The following is an 18,302-nucleotide window of genomic DNA, read 5'->3' on the forward strand; positions in this document are numbered from 1 at the left end:
TCACGCCCGACGCAGATAGCCCCCTCCGTGACACACAAACAGGCCGTGCCGAGGCGCGGGTGAAAAAAATGGCCTCCATGAGGAGGCCATCCGTATGTATGTACCGCGTCAGAGCGCTTATTCCACCGCGGGCGAGCGTTCGTCGGTCAGACCATAGAGATAGTATTTGCGTCCCACCATCTGACCACCGTCGCGGGTAAGCGGCGTCCAGTTGAACTGCGCGCGGGTCCGGTTCGGCGTGACCGTGAGGACATCCAGCGGGATCGATAGATAGAAGCCTTTGGTAAAGGATCCCTCACCGTAGAGCCTGTTTAGAAATTTGTGTATTTGCCTGATTTTGATATGTTCAATCCAACATCAAAAACAGGTTAATTTATGGACGAAAAACAGTTGCAGGCTCTGGCTAACGAACTGGCCAAAAATCTCAAAACCCCTGAAGATCTCAGTCACTTCGATCGGCTGCTGAAAAAAATCAGCGTCGAAGCAGCTCTCAATGCCGAAATGACCCAGCACCTCGGCTACGATAAAAATCAGCCTAAACCGGGGACCAACGCCCGCAACGGCTATTCCACAAAAACCGTTACCACTGGCGATGGCCCGCTGGCGCTCTGCGTACTCCGCGCGATCGTGACGGTTCCTTTGAACCGCAACTGGTGAAGAAGAACCAGACCCGGATTACCGGGATGGATAACCAAATTTTATCATTGTACGCCAAAGGGATGACCACCCGCGAGATCGCCGCCGCGTTCAAAGAGCTGTATGACGCCGATGTCTCGCCGGCGCTGGTCTCAAAGGTCACCGATGCGGTCATGGAGCAGGTTGTCGAATGGCAAAACCGGCCTCTGGATGCAGTCTATCCCATTGTTTATCTTGACTGTATCGTTCTAAAAGTCCGGTAGGACAGCCGCATCATCAACAAATCTGTGTTCCTGGCACTGGGCATCAACATCGAAGGCCAGAAAGAGTTGCTAGGTATGTGGCTGGCCGAAAATGAAGGCGCAAAGTTCTGGCTGAACGTGCTGACAGAGCTGAAAAACCGCGGCCTGAACGATATCCTTATCGCCTGCGTAGACGGGCTGAAAGGTTTCCCTGACGCTATTAACGCGGTGTATCCGGAGGCGCGGCTCCAGCTGTGTATCGTGCATATGGTGCGCAACAGCCTGCGGTTCGTCTCCTGGAAGGACTACAAGGCCGTCACCCGCGACCTGAAAGCTATCTATCAGGCCCCTACGGAAGAAGCCGGCGTGCAGGCGCTGGAAGCGTTCTCCAATGCCTGGGACATCCGCTACCCGCAAATAAGTCGAAGCTGGCAGGCAAACTGGGCCAATCTGGCCACGTTCTTTGCCTACCCAACGGACATCCGCAAGGTGATCTACACGACCAACGCCATCGAGTCGTTAAACAGCGTGATCCGGCATGCCATCAAAAAGCGCAAGGTGTTCCCGACCGACGACGCAGTGAAAAAGGTGGTGTGGCTGGCGATACAGGCGGCCTCACAGAAATGGACAATGCCTTTGAGGGACTGGCGCATAGCAATGATCCGCTTTATTATCGAGTTCGGTGACCGCCTGGACGATCACTTCTGAGAAAAGGCATTTACACAGAATCGTGTACAGGATCTCGCCGTACTCCTCTTTCGAAACGTTGGTAAAGGTGGCGTAAGCACCGGCGGTAATACCGCTGTCGAAACGTTTAGAAATGTCGAAGGTGACGCCCTTATCTTTCGCCAGATACTGCCCGACGCTGGCCTTGACCAGTACCCCCTTCAAGAAGGTTGGCTGCCAATACCCCGTCAGGTTACCGGTCGCGACCTTGTAGTCGGTGAACTTCATCATATTGTCCCAATCGCGCTGCTTGACGTAGTTACCGTCAACGCCGACCGCCCAGTTACTGTCCAGCGGACGATAAAGCAGCTCGCCGCCGACGCCGCCATACATCATCTCCAGATACCCACCGTACAGCTGGCCATACCAGCCATCCCCCAACCGATCGATATAGGTGGTCTGCAAATTGCTGATATAAACGTCGTTTTGCACGTAGGAGCGGATATGGGTACTCACGCGCGGCAGATGGGAATCCGACGGCGGATCGGTGTAGTTGAATTTATCGTAATTATTTACGATATTGCCGAACAGGCTGCCCGACAGCGCCCAGTGGTTAGTGAGCCAGTAATTGGCCGTACCCTCCACGCCGAGCTGATACAGATAGAAACTTTCCGGGCCGCCGAAGGACTGGTTCAGCACCGGCGACCAGCTCAGCTGCAGCCGGCTGCGGTCGATGTAGTAGCCCTGCTCAGCGGTTTTCGGCACGTCGGGCTCGACGCGACGCTGAATCAGCGGCTTCTCATGGCCCAGCGGGTAGCCTTGCAGAGTGTCTTGCAGGCTGCGTACATTGGTCTCGGTGGTCACCATCGGCATATTTTCGCGCATTTCGGTGACTTTCAGCGTGTCGATATTTTCCGGCAGATTATTCACCATAATGCGGTTGGCGCGATCCACGCCCTCCGCGCTATCGCGGTATTTATACTGCTGGCCGGTCATATACATGGTGTGACCTTTCACCTGAATATGCGGTGCCGTATATCCGGCATTACTCTGCATATCGGTCAACTGCTGCGCCACCACCTGATGCTGCAAAATTTCCGTCTGCGGATTCGGGGCGTAGTCCGGTTTTTTCTCGTCGATATGCTGCTGCCGCAAATCGTTAAAGTTGGTGCGCAGCGTAACGCCGAACATGAAGGTGTTGCCGCGTTCATAGCTTCCGTTGACGTCCAGTCGGCGACTCGGTAAATTGCCCCAACGTTAACGGGGGATTTCTGATCGAGGGTCCCCGCGAAATCATCCTGGTAATTGTTACCTTCGTACTCGACCTTCAAATGCAGCGGCTGCCAGGGGGTTTGATATTCAACGCCGCCAAAGACCGCCGACGGCCCGTGGAAGAAGGAGTCGGTATTGAAGTTGCCGGCCCGGCGATTGGAGTTATCGCGATAGCAGTAGCTGTCTTTGACCTTACAGAACGGGTTGGTGACGTTACCGCGGCTGCCGAGATAGCCCCATCCCAAACCAAGACTGAAGTCGAACGGCCCCCAGGCTTTGCTGGCCGCGATAAATTCGCTGTCAAACAGGCCGGTACCGCCGAAGTCGCGTACGCCCACCGATAACTCAGGCAGTCAATAACTTTCTTTCAGCAAGCGCAGTTTGAAATCGACGCCCTTATCTTTGTTGGTCTGATCGCCGCTGAAACTTTCCACGCTGCTGTATTTCCGCGTACGCACATCGGTATAGCGGATGGTGCTTTCCAGCCAGGGAAACAGTTGCAGGTTCAGGGAGTAGAAGCGATATTGATCGTTATCGCGGTAGTTCATGCTGAACTCGCCTTCCCGCGCCATACGCCCGGTAGGCGTTTGCAGCAGGCCCACGCCGCCCTGATCCATTTGCGAAGGCCCTACCGGTTCGGGATAAGAAGCGGCCTGACAGGCGCTGGCCACCGATAGCGCAATAAAACTGAGGAGATATTTTTTATTCATCAGTCAGGGATCCGGTGAGTCAGTAAGGAGATAATCTGTTCATTTACGTCCCGGTAGGCCCTGGGCGGTGACCAGGAAGAGAACCCGACATAGATGATGCTGCCCGGTGCCACTTCCACATGACGGTGATTCCAGTAAGCCACGGGCACTTCCTCCGTTTTACCATCCGGCGCAATGACCCAAGCCACGTTTTTCTCCGCACCGCTTAAACGCTGGTGGGTTTGCAGATATTCCACAACATCGCGACCGGGCTGATAGGGCTGCGGGCCGGCAGGCGTCGTGACCCCGACCACCAATACGCTGGTGGGCCGGGATAAGGTATAGACGCTATAATCGCCGCTCAGTCTGCGGTTGGCTTCGGAATGTAGTCGTATCCAGTCAGGATCCAGCGGCACAAACTGCCGTCCGGTCACCCGCATCGCGGCCAATTGCGCGCGCACCCGCTCCACGGAGTCGGCCAACTCGCCGTCACTATCCCCGCGCAGTTCGGCACTGAAGGCACTTAATCGAGACAGCAATTGTTGCTGCACCTGCTGCTGCACCCCGCTGGCGCTCCTTTCCGCTATCACGGTGCCCGGCCACCAGGTGCGTCCGTTAAGCTCCGGGCGCAGCGTAAGCTGTTCCAGATTGGCGGCGCCTTGTAACGCCACCGCTTGAGATTGCCCAGGATAATGAATCGCCACCCGGCTGTCGGCCAAGGCGGACGCGATAAAACCAGCACATAAACTCACGGCGATTAAGAGTTGTTTTTTCATGGTTTATAGGGAGTTAAAGTGGTGGTTTCAATCGGGAAGTAATCCGGGCCAATGGATTGTTCCGTTTTTATCACGGCGCCGGATCGCGCATCGACCCAGTAACGGTTACGATAGTGCGTTTTCAGCTCGACAATGGTGACATCTTCCTCAAGCACGCGGGTTGCGCGGGGGACATTGAGTATCGTCAGGGTTTCGTTATCCGCCAGGCTGAACCGGGAGACAAACGTCGCGGCCCGCAGTTGGCCTTTCTCCGTCCACGACCGGGTAGAGGTCCATTCGGTACCATTGAGGATACGATTGGGATGGATAAGGGGATCGGTGTCGAGGTTGGTCACTTCAAGCAGGTTATCCGGCAGACCCAGGGTTTTGATAAGACGGCCATTGCGCGTAACCAGCATAGCCTGATCGCGGGTAGCCCATTTAAGATTACCCTGTTCGGCATAGGCCAACACCACAAAGATTTGTGACCCGTCGTTCACTTTGGCGTACATGCTGGCGTAAGGGATCGCGCGCACCTGCGCCGGCGTTATCTCAACGTCAGGCGTCCCAAAGATGGCCAATGCGAACGTATCACCTATACCCTTTTGTGACTGACAGCAAGCGGCCAACAGAAAGCACACTACTAACAAAAAGAAATAGCGCACGTCGTTTCATCCTAAACGAAAAATGTCCAAAAAATAACCACACTTGCGTGTGGTTACTGATTATTTTTTTACTTAGAACGTTGAAGTCGTGGTGCTGGTGTTATTGCCGCCACCATTATCGTCGTTGTGGGAGGAGATCAACGCCGCGCCAGCGATAACGGCGATAGCGCCGACACCTACCGCAGTGGCCGCGCCAGCGCTCAGGCCGGAAGCCGTAGCGCCACCCGCGGTGCCGCCCTGATCAGAACCGGTCGTGGTCGCCGGTGCAGCGATCGCATAGGAACCACTCGCCATCAACGCTGCAGCTATTACTACACTTAACAGTTTTTTCATATTAAATACCTTTAACTCATGAGGATGATGGCTATATGCAAGATAAATGGTTGCCTGCCATATATAAGCATCATAAAGCAATATAATGCAATAAAATACAGATTGCATTCTTGGCTAATGAGAAGGTCGCAAAAGTGCTGAAAGGCGAGTAAGAACAGAACAATGCGATATATTTCACTGCCTTGTTATCGGCATGTAAAATTAAATATCGCCATTACTCCATTATTGTCGCGATAATTTGCTGAAAGGCTTATCAAGTGGACCGCGCAGCAGGCGAAAAGTTGCATCCCACAATAACGGCAACATAGACGACAAAGGGCGACGGCGTTTAAACTCGTAATGCTTTAATTCACTGATTTTTAATGTCTAATAGACGTTTACCACCGCTATTTTTCATCGCCCGCGACCGGCAATGACCGGGGTATTTTTAAGAATAACCCTAAAAGTGTTTCTTAATAGTCGCCGGCGTCACGCTTTGAGTTATTGGTGGCTTGCTGCGGGAAGTAAAGCGGCCCAGAATCGGCCGCTCTCCCACAAAGAAAATTTATCAGTGACGCCAGGACTTATAGCAATTGATCAGGCCGTTGGTAGAACTATCATGCGCGTCAATCTGATTATCCTGAGCCAGTTCCGGCAAAATGCGATTAGCGAGCTGCTTGCCCAACTCAACGCCCCACTGGTCGAAGGTATAGATATTCAATATCGCCCCTTGGGTAAAAATCTTGTGCTCGTACAGCGCAATCAGCACGCCCAGGCTGTAAGGGGTAATCTCGCGCAGCAAAATAGAGTTGGTGGGACGGTTGCCCTCAAACACTTTAAACGGCGCCACATGCCGCATCTGATCCGGCGATTTACCGGCCGCGCTGAATTCTTGCTCCACGACATCGCGTGATTTGCCAAAGGCCAGCGCTTCGGTCTGGGCGAAGAAATTGGACAGCAGTTTGGCGTGGTGATCGGCAAGGGGATTATGGCTGATGGCGGGAGCGATAAAATCGCAAGGCACGATTTTCGTCCCCTGATGAATCAGCTGATAAAATGCATGCTGCCCGTTGGTGCCCGGTTCACCCCAGATAATAGGCCCGGTTTGATAGCTCACGGGATGCCCTTCGCGATCGACATATTTCCCGTTGGACTCCATATTCCCCTGCTGGAAATAGGTCGCGAAGCGGTGCATATATTGATCGTAAGGCAGAATCGCCTCGGTTTCCATGCCGTAGAAATTGTTATACCAAATGCCGATGAGCGCCAACAGTACCGGTAAATTCTTCTCCAGCGGCGTTGCGATGAAATGATGGTCCATGGCGTGCGCGCCGCTGAGCAGTTTTTCAAAATTCTCAAAACCCAGCGACAGCGCAATGGATAAACCGATGGCGGACCATAGCGAATAGCGGCCGCCAACCCAGTCCCAGAACTCAAACATATTCTCGGTATCGATGCCGAATTTCGCTACCGCTTTGGCGTTGGTGGACAAGGCGGCGAAATGGCGGGCGACATGTTTCTCATCACCGGCGGTTTTCAGAAACCAATCCCGCGCGCTGTGGGCATTGGTCATGGTTTCCTGGGTGGTAAAGGTTTTGGAGGCCACCAGGAATAAGGTGGTCGCTGGATCCAGGTCTTTAATCGTTTCAGCGATATGGGTGCCGTCAACGTTGGACACATAATGCATGTGGAGATGATTTTTATAAGGCCGTAGCGCCTCGGTTACCATATACGGGCCCAAATCGGAGCCGCCGATACCGATGTTGACGATATCGGTGATGATGCGGCCGGTATACCCTTTCCATTCGCCGCCGATCACCCGCTCGCAGAATTGTTTCATTTTCGCCAGCACCGCATTGATGTCCGGCATCACATCCTTGCCGTCAACGTTAATCGGCGTATTGCTGCGGTTGCGTAGCGCCACATGCAGCACCGCCCGATCCTCGGTACGGTTGATTTTCTCGCCATTGAACATGGCGGCAATCGCTTCCTTAACGCCACATTCGTCCGCCAGCGCCAATAAGCGGGTCAAGGTCTCGGCGGTAATGCGGTTTTTGGAGTAATCCACCAGCATCTGGTCGTCGAACGTTGCCGAGAAGGCGGAAAAACGCGCCGGCTCCTGCGCGAACAGGTCGCTTATCTGCACGTCTTTCATCGAGTCGAAATGTTGTTGCAGCGCTTTCCAGGCCGCGGTATGACTGGGATTGATATTTTTCATAACAACACTCTTATTAGGTGATTAAATCGTCGCATATTTTTTTGATTGTATCGCTTAACGCCGCGCCGGGGAGGCTTTTTCTTGCGCTAATGCGTCGCCCCGTGCGAAAACCGGCATCGGCCGCGCGGCATACCTTTATTCAGCCTAACAGACTCGCGCTGTTTTTCCTGCAGCAAATTATCCGCCGCCACGAATCGGGCCGGCGATAATAAAATCACGCGCTGCCACGTTGACATCAACGTTATTACCCGTTACTTCTAATGGCCTAGTGACGCATCTGATGCGTGAACCAGAAGAGGCGCGTCGCCCAGGCAGGGTGTGGGAGGATCCGTTTTCCCGCGATCACACCCCAGGGGGAGCGACGCCGAAACGATAGCGAGCATACGGGCCGGCCGCCGTCGACCACAGGGGCTGAATCCCTTGGGTTGTCAGCAGCATTGTTCGCCACCAGGCGATCGGCACGGTGGGGCGCTTCTGGGTGTACCGTAGTCTACTTTTACGCCTGCTCCCTGTTTCCCGCGCTTGACTCGTGCCTGGTCTGATATCACCGATGCCACCAGCCATGGCATCTGACACGAGGCATTTTTAGGCATGTCAAACAACACTGCTGCTCCCCTGCGGGTAGCCAAATTCGGCGGCACCAGCGTGGCCGATTTCGACGCGATGAACCGCAGTGCGGATATCATCTTAGCTAATTTGGTGGTGCTTTCCGTCTCGGCCGGCGTCACCAATGTGTTGGTGGCGTTGTCGGAAGGCAACGAAGCGGAGCGTCGCGCCTACTATCTAGACGAAATCCGCCGCATCCAATATAGCATTATCGACCGTCTGGCCGAGCAAACGGTGATCCGCGAAGAGATCGATCGGATGATTGATAACATCGCTATGCTGGCCGAAGCGGCGGGCCTTGCGACCTCACTTGCGCTGACCGATGAGTTGGTCAGCCACGGCGAGCTGATGTCGACCCTGCTGTTTGTGGAAGTTTTACGGCAGCGCGGCGTAGCGGCGGCGTGGTTTGATGTACGTAAAGTGATGCGCACCAACGATCAGTTTGGCCGCGCCGAGCCGGACAGCCATATGCTCAAGGCGCAGACGCGCACCCTGTTGCTGCCGCGCCTGGAAAGCTAGCTGATCATCACCTAGGGCTTTATCGGCAGTGAGGCAAAAGGGCGCACTACCACCCTCGGCCGCGGCGGTAGCGACTATACCGCGGCATTGCTGGGAGAAGCACTGGAGGCGGGACGCATCGATATATGGACCGATGTGCCCGGCATCTATACCACCGATCCCCGCGTCGTGCCGCAGGCCAAGCGCATCGACGAAATCAGTTTCGAGGAAGCGGCGGAAATGGCCACCTTTGGCGCCAAAATTCTGCATCCGGCGACGCTACTGCCGGCGGTGCGCAGCGCGATTCCGGTGTTCGTCGGCTCCAGTAAAGATCCCGGCGCCGGCGCCAAACGCTGCTGACACTGCATAGCCTCAACATGCTGCACGCCCGGGGGTTTCTGGCGGAGGTGTTTAATATTCTGGCGCGGCACGCGATTTCGGTGGACCTTATCACCACCGTCCGAAGGTGAGCGTGGCGCTCACCTCGGACACCACCGGCTCCACCACCACCGGCGCAAGCCTGCTGACGCAAGCGCTGCTGACCGAACTCTCCTCTCTTTGCCGGGTAGAAGTGGAAGAGGATCTGGCGCTGGTGGCATTGATTGGCAATAAATTGTCGCAGGCTTGCGGGGTGGGAAAAGAGGTCTTTGGCGTCCTGGATCCGTTCAATATCCGGCTTATTTGCTACGGCGCCAGCAGCCATAATCTCTGCCTGCTGGTGCCGGGCGGCGACGCCGAGCAGGTAGTTAAGAACCTTGCACGGCGCACTGTTCGACTAAACTTGCCCGGCGATGGGTTAGCCCGTCACCGAGGAGAAAACGGGCGAGCATACCGCCCTCTTCACCCTGCGGGGGGACGGCCGAGCCTTGCCTATCCCTCACCAGCCGGCGCGGCGACAGGAAGCCGCTATGACGCGGGAGGGCCATGGGGCGCCCTACCAGCGGCCCCGGCCGTACCGTCAGGGCGTACCGGGGGCCGGGGGCCGGTTGTCGTCACGGTCGCGGATCTCATCCTCTTCCGACTCCTCGTCCAGCTCCAGCACGTTATAGGCCACTGAACAGAACAGCGAATTGACCCGTTTCAGATCCCCCAGCAGGCTCAAATGAAGCGAGCTGGTTTCCAAACTCTGCACATTCTGCTGGTGCAAGCAATCCACATGGGCGTGCGCATAGCGGCGGTCGGTAATACGAAAGCGGTGCTTGGCGCGACGCAGGCGGCGGGCGCTGGTCATATCGTTTGACAAGAACACCGACAGACTTAAGCGCAGATTTGACATCAGCTGCTCATGCAGCGTGTCCAGCTCCTTCATACCCTGGGCGGAGAAAGCCCGGCGCGCATTCAGCGATTTGGCGGCAATATCCCCCGTCATGCGCTCGATAATATCCCCCGCCTGCTCTAGATTGAGCGCCATTTCAATAATTTCCGCCCAGCGGCGCGCGAATCCGCTTCGTCCAGATCTTCCTTCGGGATCTGCACCAGATAAAGTTTAATGGCTGTGTACAGCACATCAACGTCGTCGTCCAGACGGCGTACCTCGCGGTTTTTTTCCACCTGACCGTGCAGCACCTCGGTGTGCAACAGCAACATGCTTTCCACCACGTCACCCATACGCAGCGTTTCACGGGCGGCGTTCACCAGCGCCAGCGCGGGCGTATCCAGCGCGCTGGTATCCAAATGGCGCGGGCGCACGCTGCGATCGTCTATCGGCGTATCGGCAATCCACTTACTGCACAGCCGCGCCATATGATCGGCGAAGGGCACCATGGCCAGACAGCGGAACAGATTATAGAACACGTAGAAATAGATGACCAATTCCGCATCCGCCAGCGGCGAGACAAACGGCAGCACCACCAGGCAGCCGATCAATTTGAACAGCAGGCTGCCGAGGGCGACGCGTTTGCCCTCGGCGTTCTGGCCTCTAGCGTTAAGCATTGCCAGGATCCCGCTGCCGAGATTCGCGCCTATCGCCAGGCACAGCGCCACTTTGAAGGAGATGACATCGGTAGCGGAGAGGGTCGCGGTCAGCAGCACCGCCGCCAGGCTGGAGTAACTGATAATGGCGAACAACGCCCCGGTCAGCGCATCCAACAGGATATCGCCGGTAAGGGAGGAGAACAGCACTTTGACGCCGCTGGCCTGCGTGATGGGCGTGGAGGCGCTGACAATCAGTTCCAGGGCCAGCAAAATCAAGCCCAGGCCGATAACGACACGGCCCCGTTGCCCGGCACGGGATTGTTTACGGCCGAGAAACAGACAAACGCCGATGAAAATAAGCAACGGCGACAGCCAGGAAAGATCGAAGGTCAGCACCCGCGCCATCAGGGCGGTACCCACATCGGCACCGAGAATAATTACCAGCGCCGGCGTCAGCGCCACCAATTTCTGGGCCACGAAGGAGGTCACCAGCATCGCCGTGGCGTTGCTGCTCTGCACCAGTGCGGTCACGCCGATACCGGCTATAAAGGCCATGGTTTTTTCTCTACGCTGCGGCTAAGCACCTGCCACAGACGGGCACCATAGACACGCATGATACCCGTGCGAACGATATGGTTGCACCATACCAGCAACGCCACGGCGGACAGAAAATGTAACAGCGTTAACACTCGGTTTGAAGCTCCCTTTTGCAGATGAATACCGGCGCTCCCTACCGGCGATGCTGATAAGAAGGTTCATGGGGCCGCGCAATCAGGCAACCTCGCATAGTGTTGATATCTCTAACTGTAGACCAATTCGCCCGCCATTTGGATAGAGATCGGCCATAGAACGACTTAAAACATCCACCGCGAGGGAAACCTGGCGACATTCTACCCGATAGCGGATGACATTGCCCAACAGGCTATGGCCGAGGATGACGGCATCAATCCCTTGTCCGGCCGGCAGCAGCGTAATGGATTCCGGCCGTATCGCCACCCGCGTGCTGTAGCGACGACCGGTCAGCGCGCTGGCCTGGTCGCCCTCCAGGATATTGTAATTGCCGATAAATCCGGCGGCGAAAGCGTCCACCGGCCGGATATAAAGCATTTCCGCGCTGTCGTTTTGAACGATGCGGCCCTGATTCATCAGCACCACTCTATCGGATAGCGTCAGCGCCTCTTCCTGATCGTGGGTAACGAAAATGGCGGCTAATTTAAGCTCTTGCTGAATAAGGCGTATTTGATCGCGCAAATAGCGGCGTATGCGCGCATCCAGCGCCGACAGCGGCTCATCGAGCAGCAATAGCCGCGGCCGGGTCACCAGCGAGCGGGCCAGCGCCACCCTCTGGCACTGACCGCCGGAAAGCTGATGGGGATAGCGGTGGGCGAAGGTTTGCAACTCCACCAGCGCCAGCGCCTCATCTGTTCGCTGGCGAATCACGTCGACCGGCAGCCTCAGCATTTTCAGACCGAACGCGACATTGGCCGCGACCGTCATGTTGGGAATCAGCACATAGCTTTGGAACACCATGCCGATACCGCGCTGCTGCGGCAGCAGCGGCAGCAGGTTCTGTCCTTGCAACATAATCTCGCCGCTGTCCACCGATGTCAAACCGGCCAGGCAGCGCAGCAGCGTGGATTTCCCGCAGCCGTTCGGGCCCAGCAATGTGACGAATTCGCCTTCGTCGGCGCTGAAGTCGATATTGGTGAACACCTGGGTCGGACCATATTGTTTATTCAGCTGCTTAACCGTCAAATACGCCATGTTTACTCCTTTTCCCTGCCGAGGGCATTGGCCAGCAATGTCAACAGCAGCACCACCACAAAATAAGAAATGACCAGCGCGCTGGTGAAATGACCGCTGCCGTTGCGCATATTGTAGAGATAGACCTGCAGGGTTTCGTAGCGATTACCCACTAACAGATTGGCGAAGACAAACTCGCCGATTAAGAAAGGAGAATGACAGTAGCATCGCTATCATACAGCCCTTGCGCAAATTGGGCAGGATGACTAGCAACGCTGCCTGAGCGGTGCTGGCGCCCAGAAAATGCGCCGCATCCATCAAGTCGCGCAGATTGATCGCCTGCAAGTTGTTATTCACGGCGCGATAAATAAACGGCAGCATTAGCGTGAAATAGCAGCAGACCAAGATCCAGGGGGTGCCGGTCAGCGCCAGCGGGCCATATCGGAATAGAGTTGCAGCAGTCCTACCGATGAGACGACCGGCGGCACGGCGAACGGCAGCAGGATCAAGATGTTCATTACTCCGTCCAGCCAGGGGAAATAATAGGCGATAACGAAAATCACCGGCAGCACCAGCAGCACCGACAGCAGCAGCGCCCCCAGGCAAATGAGCAAAGAGTGCTCCAGCGCCGCCAAAAATCGCGGGTCACGCCACAGATCCGTAAACCATTTAAGCTGAAAACCCTGCGGCAGAATCGTCGCCCCCCAGGTGGTGCTGAGAGCATAAACCAGCGTTGCCGCCAGCGGCAATAACAGTACCACCAGCAGCAAGGCCACCACGCCGCGATGCCAAAGTAATTCGGCCTGACTCATACCTTTCTCCTCGCGCCTTTAGGGGCGGGCGCGGATATAGCTGCGGCGTACCAACAGTTGATGCGCCAACGTTATTAATACCATCAACGCCACCAGCACCATTCCCAGCGCGCTGACCAAGTACGGGTCGAGATCGAGATCCCCTGCCACCAGCGCCGAAATGCGGATCGGAATGATGTTGTAATTACTGGTGGTGAGCGCAAAGAGGGTGGCATAGGCCCCGAGCGCATTGGCCAGCAGGATAACAAAGGTGCCCAGGAGCGCCGGCGTCAATACCGGCAAACCGATATGCAGCCAGAAACGCAGGCGGCTCGCGCCCAAGAGCGCCGCGGACTCGCGCCACGCGCCGAAAGCGGGATACAGCAGCAGCACGCCCAGCGGGATCTGAAAATAGGTATAGAGCACCGTCAACCCGGTTTTTGAATACAGGCTAAAATCCGTCATCCAGCCATAGCGGCGCAGCAGCAGGGTGACGCAGCCGTTGGCGCCCAGCAGAATAATAAAGGCGAAGGCCAGCGACACGCCGGTGAAGTTGCTGGTCATGTTGGTAAAGGCGATGGCGCCGTCGCGCAGGCGCGAAATCCCCAGCCGGTGCAGGTAGTAGCTGGCGCCGGTGGCGATGAGCAGGCCGCACAGGCTGGAGGAAAACGTCAATTGTAAGGAGAACTGCATGGCCTGGCGATAAAACGGCGAGCTGAAAATGGTGCGATAGTTGCCAAGACCCCAGCCGTCGAGATCGCTCATGAAACTGCCAATAACCATCCACACCAACGGCGCTATCTGAAATGCGGTAAACAGCAACGCAAACGGCACCAGCGCCGCAATCCCTTTGCCCTTCATCGCAGCAAGTCCCCGCAGACCGGTCTGTCATGGTCCACCCCGAGCAGTTGGCATACCGTGCTGTAGAGTTCCGTTTGCTGTGGTCGGGCCGGAGCAAGGCTGAAGGCGTCACCGAACACAAACAGTGGTACCTGACGCTCTTCAGGCAAAATTTCGCCGTGGCTGCGGTCGTCATTCATACCGTGATCGGCGGTCACGATGACCTGATAGCCCGCGGCCAGCCAGCCCGGCATCCAGCGCGACAGCAAACCATCGGCGTTGCGTGCGGCGTTGCGGTACTGCGGCGTCGACAAGCCGTGGCGATGGCCGGCGTCATCGATATTCATTGGATGGATCAGCAGGAAGTCCGGCTGATGGCGCAGACGCAGGCTTTCCGCATCCTCGAACAAATGGGAGTCCGGATAATGATCCGCATGATAGAAGTGCCCGTATTGAATGGGCAGCGCCGGCGCCAGCGTGTACCGGTCTTCCGCGGCGTTGAACGGCGCGCGATTGTAAAGTTCGCTTACCCAATGATAGGCCACCGCCGCGGTAGTCAGCCCCGCCGCGCGCGAAATGGAAAATACTGCGGTGGTGAGACAAACGGATGACATCATTGTGCACCACGCCGCTTTGCACCGGCGGGACGCCGGTAAGAATACATTCGTACAGCGGACGCGATAACGACGGCAATTCGCAGGTCAGCGAGTACAGCCGCCCACGTCCGACGGCGCATTCGCCGTGCAGGCAACCCATGGTGTCATAGGCCACCACATAGCTCAGTCCGTCCAATACCACCAAGATTGTTTTCACTACCCTTCCTCATACCAGTCCGCCGCGCTTATTACGCCGTCCGCCGCGGTGGAACACCGTCGCGGGGCGCAATACGCCGGCGCTCATGCCCCCTGCCACCGGCACGCAACCGGCGAGGAGGGGGATGTCCGATGGCCCGTGGCCGGGTGATCCCATTTACCGCGTCATTTACTGTTTCATCGCCATCATGACGTTTTCCTGCCACAGACGCGGCAACGCTTTGGCATTCTTTTCCCAGGCCGCGGCGTCGGCTATCGGGTGCGCATTTTTATACTGTTCGTCGGGCAAAAGTTTCGCCTTGACGTCTTCCGGCAACGTCAGTCGTTCAACGCGGATCGGGCGGGCATAGCCGCGAGCCAAATTGATCTGCCCCGCGTCCGAGAAGATGTGTTCGCGCGCGAATTTGGCGGCGTTGGGATGTTTGGCATATTTATTGATGATAGTGCTGTAACCGGAAAAGACGCTGCCATCGGAGGGGATCAGTACCTCAAACCGGGTTTTATCAATCTGGTCGCGATAATTGAGGCCGTTAAAGTCCCAGATGATCCCGACGTCCACTTCCCCCTTCTCTAGAGCGGCAATAGAGGGATCGTTTAGGCCCAGCCGACCGGCCTTGGCCAGTTTGGCGAAGAAGTCGAGGCCCGGTTGCAGATTCGTCTCGTTGCCGCCCATGGCGTAAGCGGCCGCCAACACGCCATTGACCGCCTGCGCCGCAGTGCCGACATCCCCTAAAGCAACTTTGTAATCGCCCTTCAACAGATCCGCCCAGCTATGGGGAATAGTTTTCACCGTCTGCTTATTGACGATAAACGCAATCGTGCCGGTGTAAGCCACCGCCCACTGCCCCTCTTTATCTTTCGCCCAGACGGGGATCTGATCCCAAGTGCTGGGTTTATAGGGCTGCATCACTCCTTTTTGTACCGCCAGCGGGGCGAAGGAGACGCCGATATCGGCGCTGGCGTTATTCTTTTCCGCCAAGAATTTGGCGATTTTCTGCGCGGAACTCATATCCGTATCGCTGTGCTGTATCTGATACTGGCTGGCCAAATCCTGCCAGGTCTGTTTCCAGTTTGCCCACGAATCGGGCATGCCGACGCTCATGACTTGTCCTTCCTGACGCGCCGCCTGCTCCAGCGCTGTCGTTAACACAGAAGCGTACAAATATTTCATAGCTGAAGCTCCGCATATGAGGATGAAAATGCCTGGCCCTACTGGTCTAGTCCAGCAAGAACTACGCCAATCTACCCCAGCTGGATGAATATTTAATGACAGCAACCCTTACCGGCGTTTTTTTGTTATGGTCTTCGTTCATACCGCCGCTGCTGGCGAAAATAGCTGCACTGAAAACAGGAAAACCTGTGATAAACATGCCCTCTGATAAAGCCTCCCCGGCCGAGGAAAGCGCGCGCTACAGGACGGTGGATGCTATCTGCCAGACCATCGCCGACTGGATAGATGCCGGTCGGTTGGGCCATAACGATCGTCTGCCGGCGGAGCGGATGATGAGCGCGCACTTTGCCACCACCCACATCACGCTACGTGAAGCGCTCGGGCAATTGGAGGCGAGAGGTATGATTTATCGCGAAGAGCGGCGCGGCTGGTTCGTCAGCCCGCCGCGGGTGGTGTATAACCCGCTGCAGCGCAGCCACTTTCACGCCATGGCGCGCGAGCAGGGGCGGGCGCCCTGCCACGCTGGTGCTGGACGCACGTGAGGTGGAGGTACCGGCAACACTCTGTAGCCTGCTCGCGCTGCCGCCGGCCGCCAGAGTTTACCGCATCCGCCGGGTGCGGCGGATCGATGGCCGGGCGGTACTGTATGTAGAGCATTATCTGAACCCGGCCTATTTCCCGGCGATTTTGCAGCAGGACCTCACCGCCTCGCTGACCGAGCTGTACGCCAACCATTATGATATCCGCTATGGCAGGGTGCGCTTCGATATGTGCCCGACCACCTTTCCGACGGCTGCTGGTTCCGGTCACATCCGATCACTGATTCCGGTCGCCCGATCAGCGATTCCGATTCTGTCCGATCGCTCATCTTCTGTTCCGCCATACTCTGGAGACTTTTAGCTTCCGGGGGCATGGCACGTAAAAAGAAGAAAGCGAGAACGGAAATGTGCATCTATATTAATGTGTTACGTATGAAATTCGAGCAGCGCCGCTCGAATCGCACTATCGCAGCAGCGCTCGGCATAGGCTGTACTACCGTGCACGATATCCTAGGCCGATTCACGGTAGCTAACCTGGTCTGACCATTGCCGGCGGAACTGTCCCCCGTCGACCTCGACCGCCTGCTCTATCCCGGCAAATCCGGAAAAGTTATCAATACCTTACCCAGATGGCTTGATATCGATACCGAGTTAAGCCGCAAGGGCATGACCAAGCAGCTGCTCTGGATGGAATATCAATCCGCCGTGGGCGGTGATGCCCTCGGTTACTCACAGTTTTGTGCACTGTTCCGTGACTGGAAAAAGAAGCAGCGGCGTTCCATGCGCATGGAGCACAAGGCTGGCGAAAAGCTCTTCATCGACTTCTGTGGCCCCACCGTACCTATTATCGTCAACCCTGCGACCGGCAGCGTACGCCAGGTCGCTATCTTCGTCGTTGCCATGGGCGTGTCAGGCTATGCGTATATCGAAGCCTGCGAAGGCCAGGACATGGCATCGTGGCTCAACGCCAATAGCCGCTGCCTGCACTTCATGGGTGGGGTTCCGGAGCTGATGATACCTGATAATCTGCGCAGCGCTGTCAGCACCCCTGACCGCTATGAGCCGGTCATAAACCAGAGCTACCAGGCGCTGGCAAATCACTATGAGACAGTGGTGCTACCGACGCGCCCGAGAAAACCGAAAGACAAGGCGAAGGCAGAATCAACTGTGCAGCTGGTAGAACGCTGGGTTTTGGCCCGGTTGCGTAAACGTAGGTTCTACTCGCTGGCCGAACTCAACCAGGTGATACGAGAACTCAATCATGAGTTGAATCTGCGCCCGATGCGTCATTACGGCGGACAAAGTCGCCTTGAACGCTTCGAGCAGCTGGACAAACCGGCTCTTGGGCCTCTACCGCCCACACAATGGGAATACAGTGAGTATCTCGTTGCCCGAGTGGGACCTGATTACCACATAGACTACGGCAAAAACTGGTACTCGGTGCCGCATCCGCTGGTTGGCGTACGCGTTGACGTCATCGCCACCCAACGGCTGGTGCAAATCCACCATAAGGGCGTCTGCGTGGCTACGCACCCTCGCAGCGATAACGCCTATAGGCACACGACTCAGGCGGCGCACATGCCGGCTAACCATAAGGGGTAGAGTCAGTGGACGCCGGAAAGGCTGTGCAGTTGGGCGCTGTCGGTGGGTGTGTGCACACTGAAAGTGGTCGAGTCCATCCAAAAGAGCAAAGCCCATCCGGAGCAGGCTTACCGCTCCGTGCTGGGGCTACTCAATCTGCAACGGCGCTTATGAGACGACGCGACTGGAGAAAGCCTGCGCGCTGGCGTTGGAGAAAGGGTGCATTAACCGCTCTTTCATAGCCAACGTATTGAAACACGGTCGTGAAAGTGAGGTCACCCAGGACGGAGCCGGCGTATCAATGCTGGTTCACGAAAACCTCCGAGGTCCGGACAGTTATCACTAAGGAGAA

7 protein-coding genes, 9 pseudogenes and 1 riboswitch are annotated in these 18,302 nt (G+C 56.5%); of the genes and pseudogenes, 4 read left to right on the forward strand and 12 right to left on the reverse strand.

Going from position 1 to position 18,302, the window contains the following annotated elements; translation table 11 throughout:
- Window positions 1–117: 117 nt before the first annotated feature.
- Window positions 118–303 (reverse strand): annotated as a pseudogene (locus SOPEG_RS30050) (YjbH domain-containing protein); the annotation flags it as partial.
- A 72-nt stretch (window positions 304–375) separates the two neighbouring features.
- On the opposite strand from SOPEG_RS30050, the pseudogene SOPEG_RS26760 reads away from it, so the two are divergent.
- Window positions 376–1,586 (forward strand): annotated as a pseudogene (locus tag SOPEG_RS26760) (IS256 family transposase).
- A 33-nt stretch (window positions 1,587–1,619) separates the two neighbouring features.
- Here SOPEG_RS26760 and SOPEG_RS26765 read toward each other — a convergent pair.
- The 5 genes and pseudogenes from SOPEG_RS26765 to pgi all read right to left on the reverse strand — a co-directional run.
- Window positions 1,620–3,526, reverse strand: a pseudogene (locus tag SOPEG_RS26765) (YjbH domain-containing protein); the annotation flags it as partial.
- Entirely contained in the window at window positions 3,526–4,281 is a 756-nt protein-coding gene (locus SOPEG_RS19715; RefSeq protein ID WP_025246624.1) for a capsule biosynthesis GfcC family protein, read from the reverse strand. The pseudogene SOPEG_RS26765 and the gene SOPEG_RS19715, both read right to left, overlap by 1 nt.
- Entirely contained in the window at window positions 4,278–4,925 is a 648-nt protein-coding gene (locus SOPEG_RS19720) for a YjbF family lipoprotein (RefSeq protein WP_025246625.1), read from the reverse strand. Before SOPEG_RS19720 ends, SOPEG_RS19715 begins: the two co-directional genes overlap by 4 nt.
- A gap of 72 nt (window positions 4,926–4,997) precedes the next feature.
- Complete coding sequence (locus SOPEG_RS30055; protein WP_236851570.1) at window positions 4,998–5,366, reverse strand: hypothetical protein; 369 nt, start codon at window positions 5,364–5,366, stop codon at window positions 4,998–5,000.
- A gap of 439 nt (window positions 5,367–5,805) precedes the next feature.
- Complete coding sequence (pgi, locus tag SOPEG_RS19730) at window positions 5,806–7,455, reverse strand: glucose-6-phosphate isomerase (RefSeq protein WP_025246627.1); 1,650 nt, start codon at window positions 7,453–7,455, stop codon at window positions 5,806–5,808.
- A gap of 285 nt (window positions 7,456–7,740) precedes the next feature.
- A riboswitch (Lysine riboswitch) is annotated at window positions 7,741–7,937 on the forward strand.
- A 109-nt stretch (window positions 7,938–8,046) separates the two neighbouring features.
- On the opposite strand from pgi, the pseudogene SOPEG_RS19740 reads away from it, so the two are divergent.
- A pseudogene (locus SOPEG_RS19740) lies at window positions 8,047–9,316 on the forward strand (lysine-sensitive aspartokinase 3); the annotation flags it as partial.
- Window positions 9,317–9,517: 201 nt separating this feature from the next.
- Here SOPEG_RS19740 and SOPEG_RS23475 read toward each other — a convergent pair.
- The 6 genes and pseudogenes from SOPEG_RS23475 to SOPEG_RS19775 form a co-directional block, all read right to left on the reverse strand.
- Window positions 9,518–11,162: pseudogene (locus tag SOPEG_RS23475) on the reverse strand (Na/Pi cotransporter family protein).
- A gap of 82 nt (window positions 11,163–11,244) precedes the next feature.
- Window positions 11,245–12,237, reverse strand: a complete 993-nt coding sequence (locus tag SOPEG_RS19755) for an ABC transporter ATP-binding protein (protein ID WP_025246629.1) — start codon at window positions 12,235–12,237, stop codon at window positions 11,245–11,247.
- A gap of 2 nt (window positions 12,238–12,239) precedes the next feature.
- Window positions 12,240–13,028 (reverse strand): annotated as a pseudogene (locus SOPEG_RS19760) (ABC transporter permease).
- A gap of 18 nt (window positions 13,029–13,046) precedes the next feature.
- A complete protein-coding gene (locus SOPEG_RS19765; RefSeq protein WP_025246630.1) occupies window positions 13,047–13,868 on the reverse strand; it encodes an ABC transporter permease in 822 nt (273 codons plus the stop codon).
- Window positions 13,865–14,660 (reverse strand): annotated as a pseudogene (locus tag SOPEG_RS19770) (alkaline phosphatase family protein). The gene SOPEG_RS19765 and the pseudogene SOPEG_RS19770 overlap by 4 nt, the downstream one beginning before the upstream one ends.
- A 168-nt stretch (window positions 14,661–14,828) precedes the next feature.
- The gene (locus tag SOPEG_RS19775) at window positions 14,829–15,830 is read right to left on the reverse strand and encodes an ABC transporter substrate-binding protein (protein WP_025246631.1); all 1,002 of its coding nucleotides are present in this window, start codon (window positions 15,828–15,830) and stop codon (window positions 14,829–14,831) included.
- Between the two features lie 197 nt (window positions 15,831–16,027).
- Between SOPEG_RS19775 and SOPEG_RS26770 the strand changes: the two are divergent.
- Window positions 16,028–16,634, forward strand: a pseudogene (locus SOPEG_RS26770) (UTRA domain-containing protein); the annotation flags it as partial.
- A gap of 107 nt (window positions 16,635–16,741) precedes the next feature.
- Window positions 16,742–18,296: pseudogene (gene istA, locus SOPEG_RS19785) on the forward strand (IS21 family transposase).
- Window positions 18,297–18,302: the final 6 nt, after the last annotated feature.

This window comes from Candidatus Sodalis pierantonius str. SOPE (genome assembly GCF_000517405.1).
Taxonomy (GTDB): domain Bacteria; phylum Pseudomonadota; class Gammaproteobacteria; order Enterobacterales; family Enterobacteriaceae; genus Sodalis_C; species Sodalis_C pierantonii.

Bases quoted from the DNA above. Each gene is read 5' to 3' on its own strand.
- SOPEG_RS19715 (WP_025246624.1), bottom strand. From the start codon at position 4,281: ATGAAAAAACAACTCTTAATCGCCGTGAGTTTATGTGCTGGTTTTATC.
- SOPEG_RS30055 (WP_236851570.1), bottom strand. From the start codon at position 5,366: ATGCAATCTGTATTTTATTGCATTATATTGCTTTATGATGCTTATATA.
- pgi (WP_025246627.1), bottom strand. From the start codon at position 7,455: ATGAAAAATATCAATCCCAGTCATACCGCGGCCTGGAAAGCGCTGCAA.
- SOPEG_RS19755 (WP_025246629.1), bottom strand. From the start codon at position 12,237: ATGGCGTATTTGACGGTTAAGCAGCTGAATAAACAATATGGTCCGACC.
- SOPEG_RS19765 (WP_025246630.1), bottom strand. From the start codon at position 13,868: ATGAAGGGCAAAGGGATTGCGGCGCTGGTGCCGTTTGCGTTGCTGTTT.
- SOPEG_RS19775 (WP_025246631.1), bottom strand. From the start codon at position 15,830: ATGAAATATTTGTACGCTTCTGTGTTAACGACAGCGCTGGAGCAGGCG.